The sequence below is a fragment of the Stenotrophomonas sp. PI_27 genome (assembly GCF_027854495.1).
GTDB classification, from domain to species: domain Bacteria; phylum Pseudomonadota; class Gammaproteobacteria; order Xanthomonadales; family Xanthomonadaceae; genus Stenotrophomonas; species Stenotrophomonas pavanii.
This window is the reverse complement of record NZ_JAJNOF010000010.1, coordinates 15,706-36,817: the sequence shown is the minus strand read 5'-3', so window position 1 is coordinate 36,817 and position 21,112 is coordinate 15,706. Positions and strand designations below refer to the sequence as shown.

The window sequence follows — 21,112 nt, the reverse complement described above, 5'->3', positions numbered from 1 at the left end:
CATCAGTTCCCGAACAGGCGGTTGCGCAGCGCAATCGTGGATTCGTACGTTGAGCGGTAGCGCCCATCGCTCGGGCTTCCCGGCGCGAAGCCCACGCCCAATGCGCGTGGATAGTTGACTGCATTGGCAGGAGCTTCTGCCTGCGACGGCAGAGGACTACGGGCGAGGATGCCGACCTGGACCTGCCCGACGCGGCGCCACTGCGCCGCACCGGCGGCGCCGGTAGCGGCAGTCACGCCGGTGGCGGTGGACAGTCCGGTAATGTTGCCGGTCGGCGGCGAGGTGGTACTGATGGCAACCGTGCTGTCAAGACCGAACAGCAGCTGCAGGTTCTCGATCCCCTCAACCAGCTCCTCCGGCGTGCCGTAACCGTTGTTGCCGTCCGCACGCGCCCGCATCAGCGCCGGCTGCCCAGTGGTGGCCGAGGTTCCTACGTAGTACACCAACGACTCGGCCCGATAGATCATGGTCTGACCGGTCGGCTGTACGGTGTATCGCCCGAGGTTCGAACCATTGGCCGTGACCTTGCCGGCCGCGTAGGTGCCCTTGAACACGTTGACGTGGCTGCAGTCGGCCACGCCGAACACATTCGGCGCGGCAACACCGCCTTCGACCATGCGGGCGCCAGCGGTGGTGTCAAACCCCACCACACTGTTGCTGCTTGGCGCCAGTCCGGTGACCGGAACGCCTTCGGGCGCCAGATAACGCAGCACCAGAATGTCACTGCCACCACGGGGAGACAGTGCGGCGATCGACGCCGGGAGTGCGGTCGGCGTCGCCCAGGAGCCGCCGAGGGTGAGGTTCGCCCCCGGTTCGGTGTTCGGCGCCTCATAGCCCTGGATCGTCACGCTGAAATCCAGCGGATGACCTGAGCCGGTGGCGGCACCGGTATCGATGACCGGATCACCCTCGCCACGTACAAAATGCGCCTGGTCGTTCACGCAGCCGAAATGGCCCGCCATGCGGATGTCGCGCTGCAGAAACTCGAGAGCGAATCGACCATTCTCCTGCGCACGTCCGTTGCCCTCGGCCAGCCGCGAGGCCGCCCGCGAAGCGAGGAAAACCTGCGCGACGCCCAGCATCAGTACCAGGCCGATGACCATGGCGATCATCGTTTCGATCAATGAAATGCCGGCCACCCGGTGCGGCGGGACGGGACGAAGGCTCATAGCTGGGATACCAGGGTAAAGGTGGTCCGGGTGTCTGGGTTGCTGGCATCCCAGCGCTGGTCACCCCAGGCGATGGCCACGGTGACCTGGCCATTGGCGTTGAGGACCGTAGCACTCGCGCCTTCCCCCAGCGCCTGGACGACCTGGCACTGCCATCGGGTGATGTTGCTGGCCACGCCCAGGCCCGCTCCCAGTGTGCGGGTGCATGAGCTGGATTTGATCGAGTTGGCGGCGAACGTAGCGTTGGTATACCACGCGGCCTGGTACCGGTTGCTTCGCATCTGGTCCAGCATGTCGTAGGCCAGGTTGGTGGCCTGCGTGCGATAGTTCGAGCTCTGCACGAAGCGCACGTTCATGGTCTGCAACAGGGCGAACCCAAGCAGACCGAACGCCAGCACGATGATGGTGACGAGCACTTCCATCATGCTGAAGCCGCCCTGGCGCCGGGCAAAGGACGGGAGACGACGGTTCATTGGCAGGCTGCCTTGGTGGACGTGATCTGGCCCGCCGCATTGACGGTCAGTGTGCGCCGAAGTGCATCGCTGCCACAGCTCTTGGGCTGCAGCACGATTTCCTGGGTCGCCGCGGCGCGGCGGCGGCCTCGGTTGTCGAACGCAATCACGCTGTCGGAGGGAGCGGTGACGCTGATCGCATCGGAAGAAATGGTCACGAAGCGCAACACCGCTTCACCCGACTGCATCGCGCCGTCGCCGTTGGCATCGGACCAGGCGAGCATCCCCGATGTCCAGGCATTGTCGCAGCTGGTCCCAGTAGAGCTGCCACAGACGCCGCCGCCCCGCTTGTTGCGCACCGCTTCACTGCGCGCCAATGACAGCAGGCCGGTGATTTCATTGCCCGACGAGGCGATCCGATTGGAGCGGATCGTGCTCTGGAAGCTGGGGAACGCAATGGTCGCCAGGATCGCCACCACGGCGATCGTGACCATCAGTTCAACCAGCGTGAAGCCGTTTTGCCGGCGCAAAGACATTGGACGCTCCCCAGCGTGTTGGTGGCCACGATGGGCCATCGCCCCGCCACCGGCAAGCGGCGGCAGGATGAACGGTCAATCCGGGGCGACGGGCGTCAAAGGCTTGACGTGCACTCTCCCCGACCGGTGCCGGCGCGATCCCCATCGCGCCGGCCCGGGTTCAGGCCAGCACCTGGTAGCAGGGCTGGTATTCGCCGGAGATCTTCATCCGGCGCTGCTCGACGAAGGCGCGCAGCAGCGCGTCCAGCGCCTGCATCATGTCCGGGTCACCGTGGATCTGGAACGGCCCGAACTGCTCGATGCGGCGCATGCCGTCCTCCTTCACGTTGCCGGCCACGATGCCCGAGAACGCCCGGCGCAGGTCGGCCGCCAGCGCGTGCGGCGCACGCCCGTGATGCAGGTCCAGCGCCGCCATCGCCTCGTGGGTCGGCACGAACGGCTGCTGGTACTCCCACGGAATCTCGATCGACCAGTTGAAGAAGAACGAGTCCTTCTGCGCCAGGCGGTGTTCGCGCACGCGCTTGATGCCACTGGCCATCTTCCTGGCCACGGCCACCGGGTCGCCGATGATGATCTCGTAGCGCTCGGCAGCCTCGTCGCCCAGGGTCAGGCGGATGAAGCGGTCGATCTGCTCGAAGTATGGCGCTGCCACGGTCGGGCCGGTCAGGATCAGCGGGAACGGCAGGTCCTTGTTCTCCTCGCGCAGCAGGATGCCGAGCAGGTACAGGATCTCTTCGGCCGTGCCGACGCCACCGGCGAACACGATGATGCCGTGGCCGATGCGGACGAAGGCCTCCAGGCGCTTCTCGATGTCCGGCATGATCACCAGATGGTTGACGATCGGGTTCGGCGACTCGGCCGCGATGATGCCCGGCTCGGTCAGGCCGATGTAGCGCGTGACGGTGCGGCGCTGCTTGGCATGGGCGATGGTCGCGCCCTTCATCGGGCCCTTCATCGCGCCCGGGCCGCAGCCGGTGCAGATGTCCAGGCCGCGCAGGCCCAGCTCGTAACCCACCTGCTTGGTGTACAGGTACTCGTCGCGCGAGATCGAGTGGCCGCCCCAGCACACCACCAGGTTCGGATCGCCCGGGTTGAGGATGCGCGCGTTGCGCAGCAGGCCGAACACCGCGTTGGTGATGCCCTCGGACGACTCCAGCTCGGCCGCGTAGGCCGGGCCCATCTCGATGGCCATGTAGGCCAGGTCGCGCACGACGGCGAACAGCAGTTCGGCGACACCGCGGATGATCTCACCGTCGACGAAGGCCATCGCCGGTGCGTTGACCAGGTCGATGCGCACGCCGCGATCCTGCTGCGCCACCTGGATGTCAAAATCAGGGTAGAGGTCGCGCGCCGCGCGCGGATCGTCCGAGGCGCTGCCGCTGGTCAGCACGGCCAGCGCGCAGCGGCGCAGCAGCTCATGCATGCCGCCGGCGGAGGCATCGCGCAGGCGTGCCACTTCGGCCCGCGACAGCACGTCCAGCCCACCACGCGGGTAGATCCGCGCATCCTGCACCGGCAGCGCACGGGCTGATTTTTCGTTCGTGGTCATATCCAATTTTTCGCTTCCTTCAAGGTTTCCGACTGTACTGCCGCCCCCTTAAAAAGCAAAACGGCCGGGAAGCCCGACCGTTGGATGTGTGCTGCCCGCGTTCGCCTGTCCGGGACCGCCTGGGCGGCGTTGACGCCGCGCACATTTCTGGATGCTACGCCGTTGCCCGACACCCTGCAAGGACTTTCGCCTGAACGGAAAACGGCCGGGTTTCCCCGGCCGTTTCCATTTACAGCAACGCTACGTCAGTGCATCAGAACTGGTAGCGGAAGCCCAGCTGCAGCGACCACTGCGAGACACCGACGTCGAAGCCGTCTGCGTCGTTGTTGGCCACCGTCGGCAGGTCAGCGCCGCGGAAGTTGTAGACGTACTTGCCGTCCTTCATGCCCTGCAGGGTAGCCACGCGCGCATCGGCGAAGAAGCCGTAGTCGTAGATGTTGCCCCACTTCTTGTTGAGCATGTTGCCGACGTTCTGGATGTCCAGCCACACTTCCGACTTGTGACCCTTCATGAAGCCCGGCAGCTGCTGGCTGATGCGGATGTCGAAGGTGTTGATCCAGCCGGTACGGAACTGGTTGGCCGGAGCGTAGCCGCCTGCGTACTTGGCCAGCTGCGGGTTGGCCGCCAGCCATTCGTAGAACGACTTCTCCATTGCCGCATCCGGGGTGAAGGTGCTGCCCACCAGATTGCCGAACAGAACCTCGCCCGGGTTCGGCACGTAGAACAGGTCGTTTGCGGCACGGCCGTCGCCGTTGGCATCGTTCACGTACACGTAGCTGTACGGACGGCCGCTGCGGCCCTCGTACACCAGACCGACCTTGGTTTCGTAGTCGCCGAAGAACTTGTGCTTCCAGTTCAGCGAGCCCGACAGGCGGTCACGGATCTGGTAGCGCGAGGTGTTCTCGGTTTCGCTGTTGGCGTTGAAGGCGTACTGGTAGTTCCAACCCGAGCTTGCGGTGGAGCTGGTCAGCGAGCCCACTTCGGTAGCGTCGGTGTAGGTGTAACCGATGTTCCAGGACCAGTCACTGGCGTCCGACCACGGCTTGCTCAGCGACACGGTGAACTGCGAGGTGCGGCCCTTGTCGGTGTTGGCGATTTCGTAGACGGCGTCGTAGCCGCGGTTCCGCCCGAAGCGGGCATCGCTGTTGGTCCACAGGTTGCCGTTGCGCGACGCAGCGTAATAGAGCTCACGACCATCCGGACCCAGCTGCTGCACCGGGCCCAGGTTCAGGTTCCTGTAGTACAGGGCATCCTTGACCTTGGTGACCAGCAGCTCGGCCGAAGCCACGATGCCGTACCACGGGGTCTCATGGTCGAAGGCCAGGTTGGCCTTGTACACCGACGGCATCTTGAAGTCGCTGCCGACGAAGTTGACGTTCTGACGGTTCGAGCCCGGGGTAGTCGGGACCGGCTGACTGTCCTTGTTCCCGTTGAACGGCAGCGTGCGATCGTAGGCAGTGTAGGCGTACACCGAATTGTTGAAGCCGGTGGCCGAGTAGCTGTTGCTCAGCCACACCTGCGGCGCATCACCCTGGAACAGGCCCACGCCGCCGCGCAGCTGGGTCGGACGCTCGCTGTCGAAGGTGTAGTTGAAACCGACGCGCGGCTGGATCAGGAACTTGTTGCTCAGCACCTCGCTGTTGTCGCGACCGAAGAAGGTCGAGGCTGCAGCGTTGTAGGTCGGGGCCGGGCTGGTGTCGGCACGGTCGGCACGCACGCCCAGGGTCAGGGTCAGGTTGTTGTTGACATACCAGGTGTCCTGCACGAACAGGGCCAGGTTGCTGTACTTGTAGTCAGCCGGAATCGAGCCCGGGGTGCGCTCCGGGTTGTAGTTGTAGCTGCTCCAGCGGCCCGCGGCGAAGTTGTCCAGGCCGTAGAAGGTGTAGGCACCCCACGAGTTGGCGCCGAAGTAGTTGTAGATGTCGTTGGTGTCGTACGAGGCGCCGAACTTGACGTCGTGGTCACCCAGGGTCCAGGTGGCGGCGGCGTAGTAGTTCCATGCCTTGGTCTCGAGGATGTTGTCCTGCGAATTGACCTCGGTACCCAGGTACAGCGAATCGCCCGACGGCGCAGCCTCGTTGCCGCCGAAGTAGATGCGGATGCTCGGCGCGTCGGTGGAGACGTTGCGGATCGCCGAGTACTCGCGGTACGACGCCTTCAATTCGGTCGAGAAGTTCGGGGTCCAGTCGCTGAACAGCTGGGCGACGTAGCTCTCGTTGGTCTTGTCATGCTGGTACCAGTACGAGCTCAGCGAGGCCGAACTGGTGGTCATGCCGTTGATGCGCAGCTTGCTCTGGTCGATCTTGCTGTAACGGATGTTGGCGCGGTGGTTCTCGCTGATGTTCCAGTCCAGCTTCAGCGCGTACTCTTCCATCTCCGTGTCGCCGTTGCTTTCCAGGCCACCGGCGTTGATGCCATAGCCCTGCGCGATCTGCTGCGCGCGGGTCACGTCGGCCAGGGTGAACTGCGGGTTGGCCTTGCCCAGCGCGGTGCCGCTCAGGTCGGCGCCCGGGGCGGCCTGCTTGAACTTTTCGTAGTTGGCGAAGAAGAACAGCTTGTCCTTGACGATCGGGCCGCCCAGGGTCATGCCGTAGGTTTCTTCCTTGGTGAAGCCCTTGAACGGCTGGCCTTCCGGGTTGTCGCCGAACCAGTCGCCATCACGGTAGGTGCCGTACACCGAACCGTGGAATTCATTGGTACCCGACTTGGTCACCGCGTTGACGGTGGCACCGGCGGCAGCAGCGATGCTGACGTCGTAGTTGGACAGGTTGATGTCCAGCGCTTCGATGGCTTCCATCGCGACCGGCTGGCGGCGGGTCGGCATGTTGTTGCCTTCCAGGCCGAAGGTGTCGCTGGCCGAGACGCCGTCGATGTTGATCGAGTTGAAGCGCGGGTTCTGGCCACCGGCCGAGATCGAGCCCGAGGCGCGATCGATGAAGGTCACGCGCGGATCCAGGCGCATCAGATCCTGGATGTTGCCGCCGATGGACGGCGCAACTTCGATCTGCTGCTGGCTGATGTTGGTGCCCGAGCCCATCTTGGTGGCGCTGAACACTTCCGAACCACCGCCGACAGCGGTGACCTGCACGGTGTCCAGGTTGGTCGCGGCGAGGTCGCCGGCCAGGGTGGCATTGATGGTGCCGGTCTGGTTCACGCCCAGGTAGACGCCATCTTCGGTCTTGGTGCCTTCACCCGGCTTGGTGATGGTGATCGAGTACGGACCACCCACGCGCAGGCCGCGCGCGTTGTAGCGGCCGGCCGCATCGGTGGTCGCACGCGAAACGGTGCCCGACTCGGTGTGGGTGATGGTGACTTCAGCGCCGGCAACGGGCTGGCCGCTGCGGGACACGACCTGGCCGCCGACACCGGCAGAGGTGCTCTGGGCGAAGGCGGGGGCGGCGGCAAGTGCAGCCACGAGACCAAGGGTGAGCTTGGACATCCGGAGTGGGTGGGTCATTTTTCGGTAGCCTCGATGCGAGTTGGCGATGGCGGAAAAAAAGCGCATCCAAGCAGCCCTGCGGGTGGCTGATCGGAGAGTTATCTGGGGTTCCCTACCGCTCGGCTGAAGGCAGCCCTAACGGTTAACACTAGATTAACACGCTACGCCATCAATGTGACGGTTGTGCGACAAACGGCACCGGTTCGCAACGCAATCGTGACGGGTTCTTCACTCCGCCTTTCCACGGGACTCACTTTTCCCGGGCCATCCCACTGGCATCAAGAATCTGCCCACGCCAGGCGCTCCCGGCCCCGGACAACAGGGTCACCGCCGCTGCCGCTGCGGCTTCCGGGCCTTGCGCAGCCGGGTCCTGGTCGACGGAATAGGCACGTGCGCGCAGCGCCGTGCGCAGGGGGCCGGGGTACAGGCCGCTGACCCGGACGGGACTGCGGCCCAGTTCATCGTGCAGGCTGGCGATCAGGCCACGCAGGCCGTGCTGGGCCACGCCGTACCCTCCCCAGTAGGCCTGCCCTACCCGTTCAGGGGCATCGACCGCGAACACCAGGGCGGCATCCTCGCGCTGCCGCAGCAGCGGCAGGCAGGCCTGGGCCAGCCAGGCCGGGGCCGTCAGGGTGACATGGACCGCGCGGGCGAAGCTGGCCGGGTCGGCCAGCTCGAACGGGGTCAGCCCCGGGAAATGCGCGGCGCAGACCAGCAGGCCGTCCAGCCGCCCCAGCTCGCGCTGCAGGGCCTGGGCCAGTTCGGCGTAGTCGTCGGGGCCGGCACCTTCCAGGTCCAGCGGGTACAGCAGGGGTTCCGGGCCGACCGCCTGGACCTGGGCATAGACCCGGTCCAACCGGCGCGGCTTGCGCCCCAGCAGGACCACGGTGGCCCCGGCGGCTGCGGCAGCAACCGCCGCGGCACTGCCCAGCCCGCCGCCGGCCCCGGCGACCAGCACCACGCGGTCCTGCAACGGGCGGCCATCGAACGCCCCGTCAGTCGGTGACGTCGACGGCCAGGCACTCATCCCTGGGTCGCCTCTTCGACGATGCGCTTGAGCTCGCCGGATTCAAACAGTTCCATGACGATGTCGCAGCCGCCGATCAGCTCACCGTTGATGAACAGCTGCGGGAAGGTCGGCAGGTTGGAGAAGCGCGGCAGGTTGGCACGGATCTCCGGTTCCTCGAGCACGTTGACGGTGCGCAGGGCGACAGCGCCGGCCGCCATCAGCGCCTGCACGGCGCGACTGGAAAAGCCGCACATCGGGTACTGCGGGGTGCCTTTCATGAACAGCACGAGCGGGTAACGATCGACCTCGGCCTGGATTTGCTGCATCACCGCCACAACCACACTCCTTGCTTCGCCGGACAACCCGACCGTGATGGTCGGCTAGACTGCCCACGGTAGCCGCCATTGTAAGCGGATGGAACAGGCTGCCGCCGTCCCCCTGGCCACGAACCTGTCCATGCCCGTCGAATTGCCTGCCCTGCCCTACCTCTCCGGCTCCCTGCAGCCGCACCTGTCCGCGCAGACCGTGGAGCTGCATCACGGCCGCCACCACCGCGCCTATGTCGACGCGGTCAATGCCGGCACCCTCGGCACCGAGTGGGAGGAGGCGTCACTGGAAGAGATCGTGCGCCATGCCCAGGGCGCTCTGTTCGATGCGGCCGCCCAGGCCTGGAACCATGGCTTCTACTGGCAGTGCCTGCGCCCGCGCGGCGGCGGCGAGCCGCAGGGCCGGCTGGGCGAGCTGGTCAAGCGCCAGTTCGGCGACGCACAGCGCCTGCGCGAGGAGTTCAACCGCACGGCGCTGGGCCTGTTCGGCTCGGGCTGGGTGTGGCTGGTACAGCACCCCGGTGGCCAGCTGGGCATCCAGGCCACGCGCAATGCCGGCACGCCACTGACCGGCGAAAGCACCCCGCTGCTGTGCTGCGACGTCTGGGAGCACGCCTACTACACCGATTACCAGAATGATCGCGCGCGCTACCTGGACGCCTTCTGGCAGCTGGTCAACTGGGAATTCGCCGAAAGCCGGCTGCGCTGAGGCAGCGGCTCGGTCACCGGGTAGTGCCGGCCGCTGGCCGGCAACCCACTGGACGCACAAGGATGCCGGAGTTGCCGGCCAGCGGCCGGCACTACCGAAATGCAGAGCGGAGCGTCACGCGCTCTCGTGCGCGGCCACCGCATCCATCACCCGCGCCGAGTACACCAGCGCGGCGCCGGCGTTGAGCGACACCGCCACGCCCAGTGCTTCGGCGATTTCCTCGCGGCTGGCGCCCTGCTTCAGCGCTGCGTCCACATGCACGGTGATGCAGCCGTCGCAGCGGGTGGTCACCGCCACCGCCAGCGCGATCAGCTCGCGGGTCTTGGCATCAAGGTGGTTGGTCTGGGCGCCGGCGTTGGCCAGGGTGGCGTAGCCCTTGATCGTGTCGGGCGAGAGCTTGCCGATCTCGCCGATACGACCCTTCAGTTCCTTGCGGTAGGCATTCCAGTCGAGCATGGTCGTGACTCCTGTAAAGGAGCTCCACGCTACCACCGGAAATGTTGCGCCAATGCCTGCACCGGCGCGCCACATCGTTGCATTGCCGGCCAGCGGCCGGCACTACCGGCTCAGCGGTTGCGCAGCGCGTGCACCGCGGGTGCGACCTGGGCCTGACGGTCCAGCTCCAGGCCAACCTGCTCCAGCGCATCGGCCAAGGCCACGGCATCATCGTCGCGCAGGGTGGCGTGGCCGACCTTGCGGCCCTCACGCGGCTGCTTGCCGTAATCGTGCCAATGGCCGCTGGCCTGGGCCAGCACCGGTGCCGGGTCGGGCATCTCGCCCAGCCAGTTCAGCATGCAGGCGTGGCCGAGCATGCGGGTGCTGCCCAGCGGCAGGCCCAGCACGGCACGCAGGTGGTTCTCGAACTGCGAGGTCTCGCTGCCTTCGATGGTCCAGTGGCCGGAGTTGTGCACGCGCGGCGCCATCTCGTTGGCCAACAACTCGCCATCGCGGCAGAACAGCTCCAGCGCGAACACGCCGACGTACTGCAGGTGCTCGGCGACACGGTGAGCGTAGCCGATGGCCGCCTGCTGCTCGGCGTCGGACAGCACCGCCGGCGCCACGCTGGCCGACAGCACGCCATCGACATGCCAGTTGCCGGTGATCGGCCAGGCCTCGAAGCTGCCATCGCGGCCACGCACGGCCACCACGCTGACCTCGCGCTGGAAGGCGACGAAGCCCTCCAGGATCAGCCCGGTGCGCTCGACCTGCGCGCCCAGCGCCTCCCAGGCGGCGTCGACGTCGGCCTCGCTGCGCAGGCGGAACTGGCCCTTGCCGTCGTAGCCCAGACGGCGGGTCTTGAGGATGCACGGCAGGCCGAATTCAGCGGCCTTCGCCGCCAGTTCGTCGCGGCTGCGGATGTCGGCGAAGGCCGGCAGCGGAATGCCCAGCTGCTGGAACAGGGTCTTCTCGCTCAACCGGTCCTGGGCCACCGCCAGCGCAGCCGGGGGCGGGTAGACCGGCACGCGGCCGGCCAGGAACTGCGCACTGTCGGCGGGCACGTTCTCGAAATCGAAGGTGACCACGTCGACCTTGGCGGCGAAGTCCGCCAGCGCCTGGCGGTCATCGAAGGCACCGACGGTGAGCGGCGCCAGCGGGCCGCTGCAGGCGTCGGCTGCCGGGTCGTACAGTTCGAAACGCAGCCCCAGCGGCGCACCGGCCAGGACCATCATGCGGGCGAGCTGGCCGCCGCCCAGGATGCCGACGGTCAGGCTCATTGGCGCGGATCGTCGTGGGCCATCACGTCTTCGGTCTGGCGTGCACGGAAGGCGTCCAGCGCCTGGCCGATCGCCGGCTGGTCGCTGGCCAGCATCGCCGCCGCGAACAGCGCCGCGTTGGAGGCGCCGGCATTGCCGATGGCGAAGGTGGCGACCGGAATGCCGGCCGGCATCTGCACGATCGACAGCAGCGAGTCCATGCCGTTGAGGGCCTTGGACTGCACCGGCACGCCCAGCACCGGCACGGCGGTCTTGGCCGCGATCATCCCCGGCAGGTGCGCGGCCCCGCCGGCACCGGCGATGATCGCGCGCAGGCCACGCGGGCCCGCCTGCTCGGCGTAACTGAACAACACATCCGGGGTCCGATGCGCGGACACCACCTTCACTTCGAACGGAACACCCAGGGCTTCAAGCTTCTGGGCGGCGTGCTGCATGGTTTCCCAGTCGGAACGGGAACCCATGACGATGCCGACAAGCGGCGCGATCGGGTTGGGGGTCATTGGCCGTCACCTGCCTTAAAGACGTATTCTAGCCATCTTCCACGCAAGACGAAGAACCATGGATCGCAAGCTGCTCGACCTGCTGGTGTCGCCGGACACCCGCCAGCCCCTGTCCCTGCTGGATGGCAAGGGCCTGGAAGCCCTCAACAAGGCCATCTCCGCCGGCGCGGTGAACAAGGCCGATGGCAACCCGCTGGCGCAGCCGCTGCGCGAAGCGCTGGTCACCCGTGACCGCAAGCAGGTGTTCCGCGTCGACGACGGCATCCCGGTGCTGCTGGCCGAGGAAGCCATCCCGACGGCCCAGATCGCCGACTTCCCTGCCGCATGAGCACGCTGCCGACGCCGGATGCGGCCCTGGTCGCCGCCGATGTCGCGCGTGCACTGGCCGAGGACCTGGGCAGCGGCGACGTCACCGCTGCCCTGCTGCCCGACCAGGCTGACAGCGCCTACCTGCTGTGCAAGCAGGACGCGGTGATCGCCGGGCGGCCCTGGTTCGACGCCACCCATCGCGCGCTCGACCCCGAGGTGCGCATTGAATGGCACATCGCCGAAGGCGATGCCGTCACCGCCGGCACCGTGCTGGCGCTGCTGCACGGGCGCAGCCGCAGCCTGGTCAGCGCTGAGCGCACCTCGCTCAATTTCCTGCAGACGTTGTCCGGCACCGCCACGACCACCGCCCGTTACGTGGCAGCGTTGGCCGGTACCGGCACGCGCATCCTCGACACCCGCAAGACCCTGCCCGGCCTGCGCCTGGCGCAGAAGTACGCGGTGCGCTGCGGCGGTGGCGAGAATCATCGCTTCGGCCTGTACGACACGGTGATGCTGAAGGAGAACCACATCCGTGCCGCCGGTTCGCTGGCCGCGGCGGTGGCCGCCGCGCGCCGTGAGTGGCCTGCGCTGCCGCTGGTGGTCGAGGTCGAAGACCTGGCGCAGCTGCGCCAGGCCCTTGAAGCCGGGTGCGAACGCATCCTGCTGGACGACTTCAGCCCCGACCTGCGCCGCGAAGCCGTACGCATCACTGCCGGCCGCATTCCACTGGAAGTCTCCGGCAGCGTCGGCCTGGGCGGCCTGCGCTCGATCGCCGAGGATGGCGTCGACTGCATCTCCATCGGCGGCCTGACCAAGCACGTGCAGGCGATCGACCTGTCGTTGAAGCTGGGCCCGCCACCGGGCTGAGGCCCGGCGTTGGGTCCGATCCCTTTTTCATCGGAAAAGGGATCGGACCCTGTTCTCACACCCGGCGTTCACGACAGCACTGCGACGCTGCGGGCATCCCCCACAGGAGCCGCGCATGCGCCGGATGCTCTTGCCTGCCTGTCTGCTGCTGGCTGCGGCGCCCCTGTCCGCAGCGGCCGCCGAAGCCTGCGATGTGCCGCCCCGCTTCGGCCTGAGTCCGTTGGCGGTGGCCATCCGCAATACTGCCTGCAATGAACACCGGCTCTGGTTCCGGCCTTTCATCGATCGTGATGGCCGTGCGGCGAGTCTCAGTGTCACCGAGGCCGAGAACGAACATCTGGCCGACAACGGACTGATCGCCTGGCAGCGCGTGGCCGGCTACTGGCGCAACAGCGGCACGCTCGACGCCATGGGCAGCATCGCCGGCGCCAGCAGCTGCCTGGCACCGCTGGGCACGCGCTATACCGACAGCGACTGCCGCGCGTTCCTGGTCGACAACCCGTGGTCGGCCGCCTTCATTTCGTGGGTGATGGTGCGTGCCGGTGTGCCCGGCTTCAATACCTCGCCACGCCATATCGACTACATCCGCGCCGCGTACCAGGGCGGCCCCTCGGGCGTGCCGTACAGGCTGGTCGACCCGGCCACGGCCAAACCCGCGCCCGGTGACCTGCTGTGCTTCCTGCGCGACCGCAGCAGCACGCTCAGTTACAGCGGATTGGTGCAGGCGCTGGGCAATGGCTCGGTGGGCCACTGGAAATCACATTGCGAAGTGGTGGTGGCCGCCAACCTCGGCGGCGACCAGACCCTGTACCTGGTCGGTGGCAACGTGATGAACACCGTGGCGATGCGGTTGCTGCCGCTGGATCGTACCGGGCTGATCAAGCTGCCGCCGGCGCGCGAACGCAACAGCACCGGCATTGACCCCAGCTGCACCCCGGGGCGTGAGGACGAATGCAGTTTCAACCGCCAGGACTGGGCGGCCCTGCTGCAGCTGACCGCGACCACGCCCTTGGCGATGCCTTCGCCCAGCACAGCACCGATGCAGGCAGTGCCGGCCACGGTGCCGGCCACCGCACCCCCAGCACCGATGACCGACCCGCAGCCGCCAAGGCGGTGACACAGGCGCTTGATCCAGCACGCATTCGCCGCCATCTTTGCCGGATCCACCTCTGACGGCTGACGCCATGCCCACCCTGCTGCTGTTGCTGATTGCCGGCGGAATCATCTACTTCTTCTGGAACGCCGCGCGCTCGGCCGCCGAGCGCGCGGTGGAACTGGGCCGCAATGCCTGCCGCGCCGCCGACGTGCAGTGGCTGGACCAGGCGGTGCACGCCACCGGGTTGCGCCTGTCGCGCGGCGAGGATGGCCGGCTCGGCTTCGAGCGCACCTTCAAGTTCGAGTATTCCTACGATGGCATCGACCGCCACGTGGGCCGCATGGTGCTGCGTGGCGACCAGTTGATCTCGTTCACCGGCCCCGGTGCGGCGCGGATCAGCCAGATCCGGCCGGATGTGGAGGATGCCGAGGATGTCTAGGGTTTAAGGATGTGCCGACCAACGGCAGGCACCCACCGCAAACGGGCAAAGAAAAACGCCGCCCATCGGGGCGGCGTCGGAAGGGTTACTTGACCACGCGCAGGTTCGGGCGGCCCTTCGGCGGCGGGCTGGCCGGCGGCGTATCGTCCGGTGGCGTGCCGTCCTCATGCAGCAGCTCGTCGCTGGTCGGCGCGGTTTCGCTGCCCGGGATGTCATCCGGCAGCGCCATGCCCTGCCCGGTCTCGCGGGCGTAGACGGCCAGCACGGCGCTGATCGGCACCTGCACCGGGTAGCTGGTACCGGAGAAGCGCGCCGAGAAGCTGACCATCTCGTTGTCGATCATCAGCCGCACGACAGCACGTTCGGCGATGTTGAGCACGACCCGGCCATCCTTGACCGCCGAAGGCGGGACCTGCACGCCGGGAACGCCGGCGTCGACCAGGATGTGCGGGGTCAGCTGGTTGTCGTTGATCCATTCCACCAGCGCCCGCAGCAGGTACGGGCGGTGGCTGGTCATGTGGAAGAAGTCTTCGGTCATGCGTGAAGTGTACGCGCCCGGCGGCCTGCCGGGGCGGATCGCCTGCACGCCGGTCGGCGTGCAGACGGGTACTGCATGGGCCGGTCAGGCCGGCAGGTCGCGCAGTTTCTTTTCCTGCTCGGTCAGGCTGCGGACGAAACCGGGGTGGCGGAAGATGCGGTTGCCGTAGTCCTCGATCGCCTTGCCGTCCTTCGGCAGCGGTACATCCAGCGACTGCAAGCGCCAGATGATCGGGGCCATGGCGCAGTCGGCCAGGCTCATTTCCGGGTTGAGGAAGAACTTGCTGGCCTTGAACAGCGGCAGCGAGGCCGTGAGCAGTTCCTTCAGGCGCTTGCGCCCGGCCTCGGCCTGGGTCTTGTTGCCCAGCTGGATGGCCTGCACCTGCGGCACCCAGTCGTGCTCGATGCGCAGCATCGCCAGGCGGATGCGCGCACGGGACAGCGGATCGACCGGCATCAGCGGCGGATGCGGATAGCGCTCGTCCAGGTATTCGCTGACCACCGAGGCGGCGTACAGCACCAGTTCGCGCTCGACCAGGGTCGGCACCGAATGGTACGGATTGAGATCGATCAGGTCTTCAGGCGGGTTCTGCGGATCGACCGGGACAAAGTCGAAGGTGACCCCCTTGGCCGCCAGGACCAGGCGTACACGGTGGCACAGTACGTCGTCGTTCGAGGAAAACAGCGTCAGTGTATTGCGCATGCGTACGCTCGCCGCCATCAAAGGCTCTCCCACGACAGGAGACCGCCTGCCGCATCGGCGCCGCCGGCACCGTGCCGGCGGTCGACTCCTCCCCGAGTGTGCAACCGACCATCACAAAAGCCAATAGGCCCGTGCGATGGCCAGCGGCAGAATCAGTGGACGTCCTTCCAGTATTCCTTCTTCAGCAGGTACAGCAGGAAAGTCAGCAGGGCCAGGAACAGGATCACCCACACGCCCAGCTGCTGGCGCTTGAGCGCGGCCGGTTCACCGGCGTATTCGAGGAAGTTGGTGATGTCCCGCACGGCCTGATCGTACTGGCCGGCATCGACCGACCCGGGCGTTTCGATTTTCAGGCCGGTCACCGGCGGGTCCATGCCGGGCGCTTCCGCCTTGCCGTGCACCGCATGCTGCAGGCCCTGCATCTCCCACAGCGGGTTGGGCATGGAGGCATTGGCGAACAGCGCGTTGTTCCAGCCCAGCGGGCGGCTGCTGTCCAGGTAGAACGACTTGAGATAGGTGTAGACCCAGTCACTGCCCCGCACGCGTGAGATCAGGCTGAGATCGGGCGGCATCTTGCCGAACCACTTCTCCGCGTTCTCCTTCGGCATCGCCACCGGGATCGGGTCGCCGATCGCCGAGCCGGTGAAGTTGAGGTTGTTCATCACCTCTTCCTCGGTCAGGCCCAGGTCCTGCGCCATCCGCGAATAGCGCAGGTACTTCAGCGCGTGGCAGCCGGAGCAGTAGTTCATGTACAGCTGCGCGCCGCGCTGCAGCGAGGCGCGGTCACCCAGGTCGTTGCCGGCCTGCAGCAGCGGAGTGCCGCCCTCGGCGGCGGAGGCCAGGAAACTGCCCAGCATCAGGGTGGCCGCCAGGGCCAGCCGGACCATCCAGCGCTCAGTCATGCGTGGTCACCCTCTCCGGTACCGGCTTGGTCTTGTCCAGCCTTGTCCATAGCGGCATGGTGATGAAGAACGCGAAATACAGGAAGGTCAGCACCCGCCCGATGTAGGTCTCGTGCACGTCGGTACCCGGGCCGGAACCAATCACGCCCAGCCACACGAAGCACACGGCCAGCACGCCCAGCATCACCTTCGAGATCCAGCCGCGGTAGCGCACCGATTTCACCTTCGCCTTGTCCAGCCACGGCACCAGGAACAGGATCGCGATGGCCGAGAACATCACCAGCACGCCGCCCAGCTTGTTCGGCACCACGCGCAACATCGCGTAGTACGGCGTGTAGTACCAGACCGGCTTGATGTGTTCCGGGGTCACCAGGCGGTTGGCCTCGGTGAAGTTGTCGTGCTCCAGGAACAGGCCGCCGAAACCGGGGGCGAAGAAGATGATGAAGGCAGCGATGATCAGCAGGAAGCCGGCGCCGACGCCATCCTTGAGCGTGTAGTAGGGATGGAACGGGATGCCATCGGCCGGTGCATTCGGCGACCAGCGGTTGCCCTTGGGCCCCTTCTTGATCTCAACGCCATCGGGGTTGTTCGACCCCACTTCGTGCAGCGCGCCCAGGTGCAGCACCACCAGCAACAGCAGCACCAGCGGCAACGCGATGACGTGCAGCGCGAAGAAGCGGTTGAGCGTGGCGTCACTGGGCAGGTAGTCGCCCATGATCCATTCGGTCAGGCCGTTGCCGATCACCGGTATCGCGCCGAACAGCGAGATGATCACCTTGGCGCCCCAGAACGACATCTGTCCCCACGGCAGCACGTAGCCCATGAAGGCTTCGGCCATCAGCACCAGGTAGATCAGCATGCCGAGGATCCACACCAGCTCGCGCGGCTTCTGGTAACTGCCGTACAGCAGGCCGCGGAACATGTGCAGGTAGACCACGATGAAGAACAGCGAGGCACCGGTGGAATGCATGTAGCGGATCAGCCAGCCCCACTCCACATCACGCATGATGTATTCGATGGAGCCGAACGCCTCGGCGGCGTTGGTCTTGTAGTGCATCGTCAGGAAGATGCCGGTGACGATCTGGTTGACCAGCACCAGCAGCGCCAGCGAACCGAAGTAATACCAGAGGTTGAAGTTCTTCGGCGCGTAGTACTCGCTGACGTGCTTGCGATAGACCGGCATCAGGCCCGGCGCGCGGGCATTGACCCAGTCGGCCACGCCGCTGGCGGTACGGCTGAGGATATTGGCCATCAGGCAGCCCCCTGCGGATCGACACCGATGATGATGGTGTTGTCGTCCTGGTAGTGGTGCGCGGGCACCTTCAGGTTGATCGGCGCCGGCACGTCCTTGAAGACGCGGCCGGACATGTCGAAGCGCGACTTGTGGCAAGGGCAGAAGTAGCCGCCCTTCCACTGCGGGTCATAGGGCTCGGGCCGGATCTCGGCGACCATTTCCGGCGAGCAGCCCAGGTGCGTGCACAGGCCGACCAGCACGGAGATGTCCGGCTTGATCGAGCGCAGCTCGGGGTTCTGCTTCAGCACGTAGTCCGGCTGCTGGTCCTTTTCGCCGGACTCGGGGTCCTTGAGGCGGCCGTCCAGCCCGTGCAGCGCATCCAGGATCGCCTTGGACCGCTTGACGATCCAGATCGGCTGGCCACGCCATTCCACGATCAGGCGTTGGCCTTCCTGCAGGGCGCTGATGTCGGCTACCACCGGTGCGCCGGCAAGCTTGGCGCGGGCACTGGGGTTCCAGGATTTGATGAAAGGAACGGCGGTGAAGCCGACGCCGACGGCGCCCACCACGGCTGTGGTGGCAGAAAGAAAACGCCGACGTCCGGTGTTGACTGGATCGTGTACCCCATCGTTGGCCATCCGGCACTCCGATATTGATTAGGTAGCTTTAAGGCTGCCAGCGGATCCGGTGGGGGCCAGAGCCGCATTGAATCGCGGTCGAGTGTAGCGGAACCGTCGCGCGCCACACAACGCATTGCAACAACATTGATTGCGGGGTTGCCGGCCAGCGGCCGGTCGGTACCGGCCATTGCCCAGGGGTTGCCGGCCAGCGGCCGGCACTACTGATGCGTCAATGCGGTGCGGTAACGCTCGGCCAGTTGCCCGACCCGGCGTACGTAGTACTGGGTTTCGCTGTAGGGCGGCACGCCGCCGTGGCGATCGACCGCGCCTTCGCCAGCGTTGTAGCCGGCTGCGGCCAGGGTCAGGTCGCCATTGAAGCGCTTCAGCAACCACGCAAGATACTGCACGCCGCCGCGGATGTTCTGTCCGGCGTCGTACGCATCGCTGACCCCGAAGCGCGCGGCGGTCGGCGGCATCAGCTGCATCAGCCCCTGCGCGCCGGCGCGGCTGAGCGCGGTCGGGTTGTAGGCCGATTCGGCGTGGATGATGGCCCGCACCACCGCCTCCTCGACGCCGAACTCGCGTGCGGCCGAGGTGATCTCGGTCTGGAACGCGGTGGTGTTCAGGCGCACCGAACCGAAGTCCACGCGCGGGTTGACGCCGCAGGCGTAGCAGCGCTCGATGAAACTGTAGCGGATGGTGCGCACCGGACCGAGGTTGGCCACCTGGGTAGGCCGTGCGCTGGTGTAGTGGCGCACGCCATCCTTCATGAAGGAATAGACCTGGCCGCTGACCATGCGCCCGCTGCGCGAGGCGACCGGGGGCGCTGGCACGGCCGCAGGCGCCGGTGCAGGCGAGGCCGCGGGCGCCACGACCGGGGCCGCCGCACTGGCGGCCACGGCCACCGGATTGCGCTCGATGCTGGCCACGGTGGTCGGCGCCGGCTTCGGCGCGGCCACCACCGGGCGCGGTGCCGGGCGGGTGTCGCGACTGTAGCTGATGGTGCTGCAGCGGGCACCGGCCACGCGCTTGCTGACATAGCTGGTGACCCCGTCGGCGCCCTGGCACTTGAACAGGGTGCCCGCACTGGCCGGCGCAGCGGTCAGCGCAGCGATGATGATCGCCGTTGTCCCCAGTATCCCCTTCATGGCGGCGAGTGTCCCAGCTTCGCCGGGGCTTGCCAAGCGACGCCGCTCAGCCTGTGACCGGCGGCACAGCCAGCACCTGCCCCAATCCGGCCAGGCGCTGTGCCAGTTCATCGCGCAGGCCCGGCGGCGTCGTCCACAACGCTACCGGCACCCGGTCCAGGCTGAGGATCTGCGCCAGCATCATGCCGCGGCTCTCGGCGCCCATGCGCAGCAGGCAGTGGTCGGGACCGTCGGCCTCCAGCACGCCACACCAGGGCGGGATGCGGCCTTCCAGCTCGGCGTGGCTGCCGGCCAGGCGCACGATGGCCTGCAGCGCGAAAGGCGCCTGGCTCACCGCCTGCCGCACCATCACATCCGGCGGTGCGGGCGTGCGGCGATGCATGCCCGGCGCGGAGCATTCGCGCACCGCGCCCATCCGGTCCACGCGCAGGGTGCGCCAGTCCTGCCGGCCCAGGTCCCAGGCCAGCAGGTACCAGCGCCGCCCGTAGTTGACCAGGTGCTGCGCCTCGACCTCGCGCTGGGTCACCGCCTCCTGCGCGCTGCGGTATTCGAAGGCCAGCCGTGACGCCTGCCGGCAGTGCTGGGCCAGCCGCCCGAGCAGGCGTGCATCGGTGGACGGAAGATCGGACAGGGTGGCGGTGGCGGCATGCACCTCGCCGGCCTGCTGGCGGCGACGGGTCGGCACCAGCGGGTCGAGCTTGGACAACAGGCCACGGGCGGTGTCGTCGATGCCGGCGACGGTCGCGGACGCGGCACGCAGGGCGATCGCCAGGGTGGTCGCCTCCTCCTCGTCCAGCAGCATCGGCAGTACCGGTGCCCCGGCCCCCAGCTGGTAGCCGCCACCGACCCCCGACGAGGCCCGGACCGGATAGCCCAGTTCGCGCAGCCGCTCGATGTCACGCCGGATGCTGCGCCGGTCCACGCCCATGCGCTCGGCCAGCTCGGCCCCTGACCACTGGCGGCGGGCCTGCAGCAGGGCGATCAGGCGCAGCAGTCGATGGGCGGTATGGCGCATGAAGGATCGAGGACAGAAGTCGTCCGCAATAGTGCCCCAGGATGGCCTCCAGTTCACCACCCACCGCAAGGAGCAATGCCATGTCCTCACGCCAGATCACCCTGTACCACGCCGCCCGTTCCCGCTCGAGCGGCGCCGTGGCCCTGCTCGAAGCGCTGGGTGCCGACTACCGCATGCAGGTGCTGGACCTGAAGGCCGGCGCCAACCTGGCCCCGGCCTATCTGGCCATCAACCCGATGGGCAAGGTGCCGGCCATCGTCCACAACGGCGCGCTGGTGACCGAACAGGTGGCCATTTATCTGTACCTGGCCGACCTGTATCCGGAAGCCGGGCTGGCGCCGCCGATCGGCGACGCCCTGCGCGGGCCCTACCTGCGCTGGATGGCCTTCTACGGCGCCTGTTTCGAGCCGGCGATGATCGACAAGGCGATGCATCGCGAGCCGCCACCGCGCCTGATGTCGCCGTACAACGATGCGGAGACCGTGCTGCAGGTGGTCGAGGCGCAGCTGGCGCAGGGCCCGTACCTGCTCGGCGAGACGATGAGCGCCGCCGACGTGCTGTGGGGCAATGCGCTGGCCTGGACCACGGCCTTCGGCCTGGTACAGCCGGCGCCGGCCACGGCCGATTACATTGCACGGATGAGCGCGATAACCGCCTTCGACCGTTCGCGGCAGATCGATGCGGAGCTGGCGGCGGCGTAAGCGCGGTTGCAGTAGATCCGCGCCATGCGTGGATGAACCCGTTCGCGGCGCCTGCGGAACGGGATGCAGCCAGGCATGGCCTGGCTCTACTGGGCCGGCGCACGCGCCGGGATGCGGGTAGAATTGCCCGCTTTCCC

23 protein-coding genes are annotated in these 21,112 nt (G+C 67.1%); 6 read left to right on the top strand and 17 right to left on the bottom strand.

Annotated features, from left to right (window positions below; genetic code table 11):
- Positions 1 to 2 precede the first annotated feature (2 nt).
- The 7 genes from LRM18_RS13755 to grxD form a co-directional block, all read right to left on the bottom strand.
- Positions 3 to 1,169 carry a PilW family protein gene (locus LRM18_RS13755; protein ID WP_049467545.1) on the bottom strand — a complete coding sequence of 389 codons (1,167 nt, stop codon included), beginning with the start codon at positions 1,167 to 1,169 and terminating at the stop codon, positions 3 to 5.
- Positions 1,166 to 1,642, bottom strand: a complete 477-nt coding sequence (pilV, locus tag LRM18_RS13750; protein ID WP_049467543.1) for a type IV pilus modification protein PilV — start codon at positions 1,640 to 1,642, stop codon at positions 1,166 to 1,168. The genes LRM18_RS13755 and pilV overlap by 4 nt, the downstream gene beginning before the upstream one ends.
- On the bottom strand, positions 1,639 to 2,157 hold the full coding sequence (locus LRM18_RS13745) for a Tfp pilus assembly protein FimT/FimU (protein WP_270954835.1): 519 nt from the start codon (positions 2,155 to 2,157) through the stop codon (positions 1,639 to 1,641). Before LRM18_RS13745 ends, pilV begins: the two co-directional genes overlap by 4 nt.
- 160 nt (positions 2,158 to 2,317) lie before the next feature.
- Positions 2,318 to 3,706: a nucleotide 5'-monophosphate nucleosidase PpnN gene (gene ppnN / locus LRM18_RS13740; protein ID WP_049467539.1), complete on the bottom strand. Its 1,389-nt coding sequence runs from the start codon at positions 3,704 to 3,706 to the stop codon at positions 2,318 to 2,320.
- Positions 3,707 to 3,959: 253 nt separating this feature from the next.
- Positions 3,960 to 7,163: a TonB-dependent receptor gene (locus LRM18_RS13735; RefSeq protein WP_241738676.1), complete on the bottom strand. Its 3,204-nt coding sequence runs from the start codon at positions 7,161 to 7,163 to the stop codon at positions 3,960 to 3,962.
- Between the two features lie 232 nt (positions 7,164 to 7,395).
- A complete protein-coding gene (locus LRM18_RS13730; protein WP_049467535.1) occupies positions 7,396 to 8,172 on the bottom strand; it encodes an SDR family NAD(P)-dependent oxidoreductase in 777 nt (258 codons plus the stop codon).
- On the bottom strand, positions 8,169 to 8,489 hold the full coding sequence (gene grxD, locus LRM18_RS13725; protein WP_049467533.1) for a Grx4 family monothiol glutaredoxin: 321 nt from the start codon (positions 8,487 to 8,489) through the stop codon (positions 8,169 to 8,171). Before grxD ends, LRM18_RS13730 begins: the two co-directional genes overlap by 4 nt.
- Before the next feature lie 121 nt (positions 8,490 to 8,610).
- Here grxD and LRM18_RS13720 point away from each other — a divergent pair, with 121 nt between their 5' ends.
- A complete protein-coding gene (locus LRM18_RS13720) occupies positions 8,611 to 9,189 on the top strand; it encodes a superoxide dismutase (protein ID WP_064239635.1) in 579 nt (192 codons plus the stop codon).
- A 114-nt stretch (positions 9,190 to 9,303) separates the two neighbouring features.
- Here the strand turns inward: LRM18_RS13720 and LRM18_RS13715 are convergent, their stop codons facing one another.
- From LRM18_RS13715 to purE, 3 genes are all read right to left on the bottom strand, one after another.
- On the bottom strand, positions 9,304 to 9,645 hold the full coding sequence (locus LRM18_RS13715) for a carboxymuconolactone decarboxylase family protein (protein ID WP_049467531.1): 342 nt from the start codon (positions 9,643 to 9,645) through the stop codon (positions 9,304 to 9,306).
- A 110-nt stretch (positions 9,646 to 9,755) separates the two neighbouring features.
- The gene (locus LRM18_RS13710; RefSeq protein WP_270954834.1) at positions 9,756 to 10,904 is read right to left on the bottom strand and encodes a 5-(carboxyamino)imidazole ribonucleotide synthase; all 1,149 of its coding nucleotides are present in this window, start codon (positions 10,902 to 10,904) and stop codon (positions 9,756 to 9,758) included.
- A complete protein-coding gene (purE, locus tag LRM18_RS13705; RefSeq protein ID WP_005412808.1) occupies positions 10,901 to 11,404 on the bottom strand; it encodes a 5-(carboxyamino)imidazole ribonucleotide mutase in 504 nt (167 codons plus the stop codon). The genes LRM18_RS13710 and purE overlap by 4 nt, the downstream gene beginning before the upstream one ends.
- Positions 11,405 to 11,462: 58 nt before the next feature.
- Between purE and LRM18_RS13700 the strand changes: the two genes are divergently transcribed.
- The 4 genes from LRM18_RS13700 (at position 11,463) to LRM18_RS13685 (ending at position 14,115) form a co-directional block, all read left to right on the top strand.
- The gene (locus tag LRM18_RS13700) at positions 11,463 to 11,732 is read left to right on the top strand and encodes a Trm112 family protein (RefSeq protein WP_005408847.1); all 270 of its coding nucleotides are present in this window, start codon (positions 11,463 to 11,465) and stop codon (positions 11,730 to 11,732) included.
- Positions 11,729 to 12,580: a carboxylating nicotinate-nucleotide diphosphorylase gene (gene nadC / locus LRM18_RS13695; RefSeq protein ID WP_270954833.1), complete on the top strand. Its 852-nt coding sequence runs from the start codon at positions 11,729 to 11,731 to the stop codon at positions 12,578 to 12,580. Before LRM18_RS13700 ends, nadC begins: the two co-directional genes overlap by 4 nt.
- 115 nt (positions 12,581 to 12,695) lie before the next feature.
- Positions 12,696 to 13,697 (top strand): DUF2272 domain-containing protein, encoded by a 1,002-nt coding sequence (locus tag LRM18_RS13690; protein ID WP_270954832.1) that lies wholly within the window; start codon positions 12,696 to 12,698, stop codon positions 13,695 to 13,697.
- 67 nt (positions 13,698 to 13,764) lie between these two features.
- On the top strand, positions 13,765 to 14,115 hold the full coding sequence (locus LRM18_RS13685) for a DUF3301 domain-containing protein (protein WP_005415950.1): 351 nt from the start codon (positions 13,765 to 13,767) through the stop codon (positions 14,113 to 14,115).
- Positions 14,116 to 14,200: 85 nt separating this feature from the next.
- Here LRM18_RS13685 and LRM18_RS13680 read toward each other — a convergent pair whose 3' ends face one another.
- The 7 genes from LRM18_RS13680 to LRM18_RS13650 all read right to left on the bottom strand — a co-directional run bounded on the left by LRM18_RS13680 (position 14,201) and on the right by LRM18_RS13650 (position 20,274).
- Positions 14,201 to 14,653: a ClpXP protease specificity-enhancing factor gene (locus tag LRM18_RS13680; protein WP_014646584.1), complete on the bottom strand. Its 453-nt coding sequence runs from the start codon at positions 14,651 to 14,653 to the stop codon at positions 14,201 to 14,203.
- Positions 14,654 to 14,737: 84 nt separating this feature from the next.
- Complete coding sequence (locus LRM18_RS13675) at positions 14,738 to 15,373, bottom strand: glutathione S-transferase N-terminal domain-containing protein (RefSeq protein ID WP_021203577.1); 636 nt, start codon at positions 15,371 to 15,373, stop codon at positions 14,738 to 14,740.
- Between the two features lie 134 nt (positions 15,374 to 15,507).
- Positions 15,508 to 16,257, bottom strand: a complete 750-nt coding sequence (locus tag LRM18_RS13670) for a cytochrome c1 (protein WP_032960911.1) — start codon at positions 16,255 to 16,257, stop codon at positions 15,508 to 15,510.
- A complete protein-coding gene (locus LRM18_RS13665; RefSeq protein ID WP_049467520.1) occupies positions 16,250 to 17,509 on the bottom strand; it encodes a cytochrome bc complex cytochrome b subunit in 1,260 nt (419 codons plus the stop codon). The genes LRM18_RS13670 and LRM18_RS13665 overlap by 8 nt, the downstream gene beginning before the upstream one ends.
- Positions 17,509 to 18,129, bottom strand: a complete 621-nt coding sequence (gene petA, locus LRM18_RS13660; protein ID WP_004151998.1) for a ubiquinol-cytochrome c reductase iron-sulfur subunit — start codon at positions 18,127 to 18,129, stop codon at positions 17,509 to 17,511. The genes LRM18_RS13665 and petA overlap by 1 nt, the downstream gene beginning before the upstream one ends.
- Before the next feature lie 200 nt (positions 18,130 to 18,329).
- On the bottom strand, positions 18,330 to 19,259 hold the full coding sequence (locus LRM18_RS13655) for a lytic transglycosylase domain-containing protein (RefSeq protein WP_206633176.1): 930 nt from the start codon (positions 19,257 to 19,259) through the stop codon (positions 18,330 to 18,332).
- A 46-nt stretch (positions 19,260 to 19,305) separates the two neighbouring features.
- Positions 19,306 to 20,274: a WYL domain-containing protein gene (locus LRM18_RS13650; protein ID WP_049467516.1), complete on the bottom strand. Its 969-nt coding sequence runs from the start codon at positions 20,272 to 20,274 to the stop codon at positions 19,306 to 19,308.
- Between the two features lie 80 nt (positions 20,275 to 20,354).
- Here LRM18_RS13650 and LRM18_RS13645 point away from each other — a divergent pair, with 80 nt between their 5' ends.
- A complete protein-coding gene (locus tag LRM18_RS13645; RefSeq protein WP_270954831.1) occupies positions 20,355 to 20,975 on the top strand; it encodes a glutathione S-transferase family protein in 621 nt (206 codons plus the stop codon).
- Positions 20,976 to 21,112 lie beyond the last annotated feature (137 nt).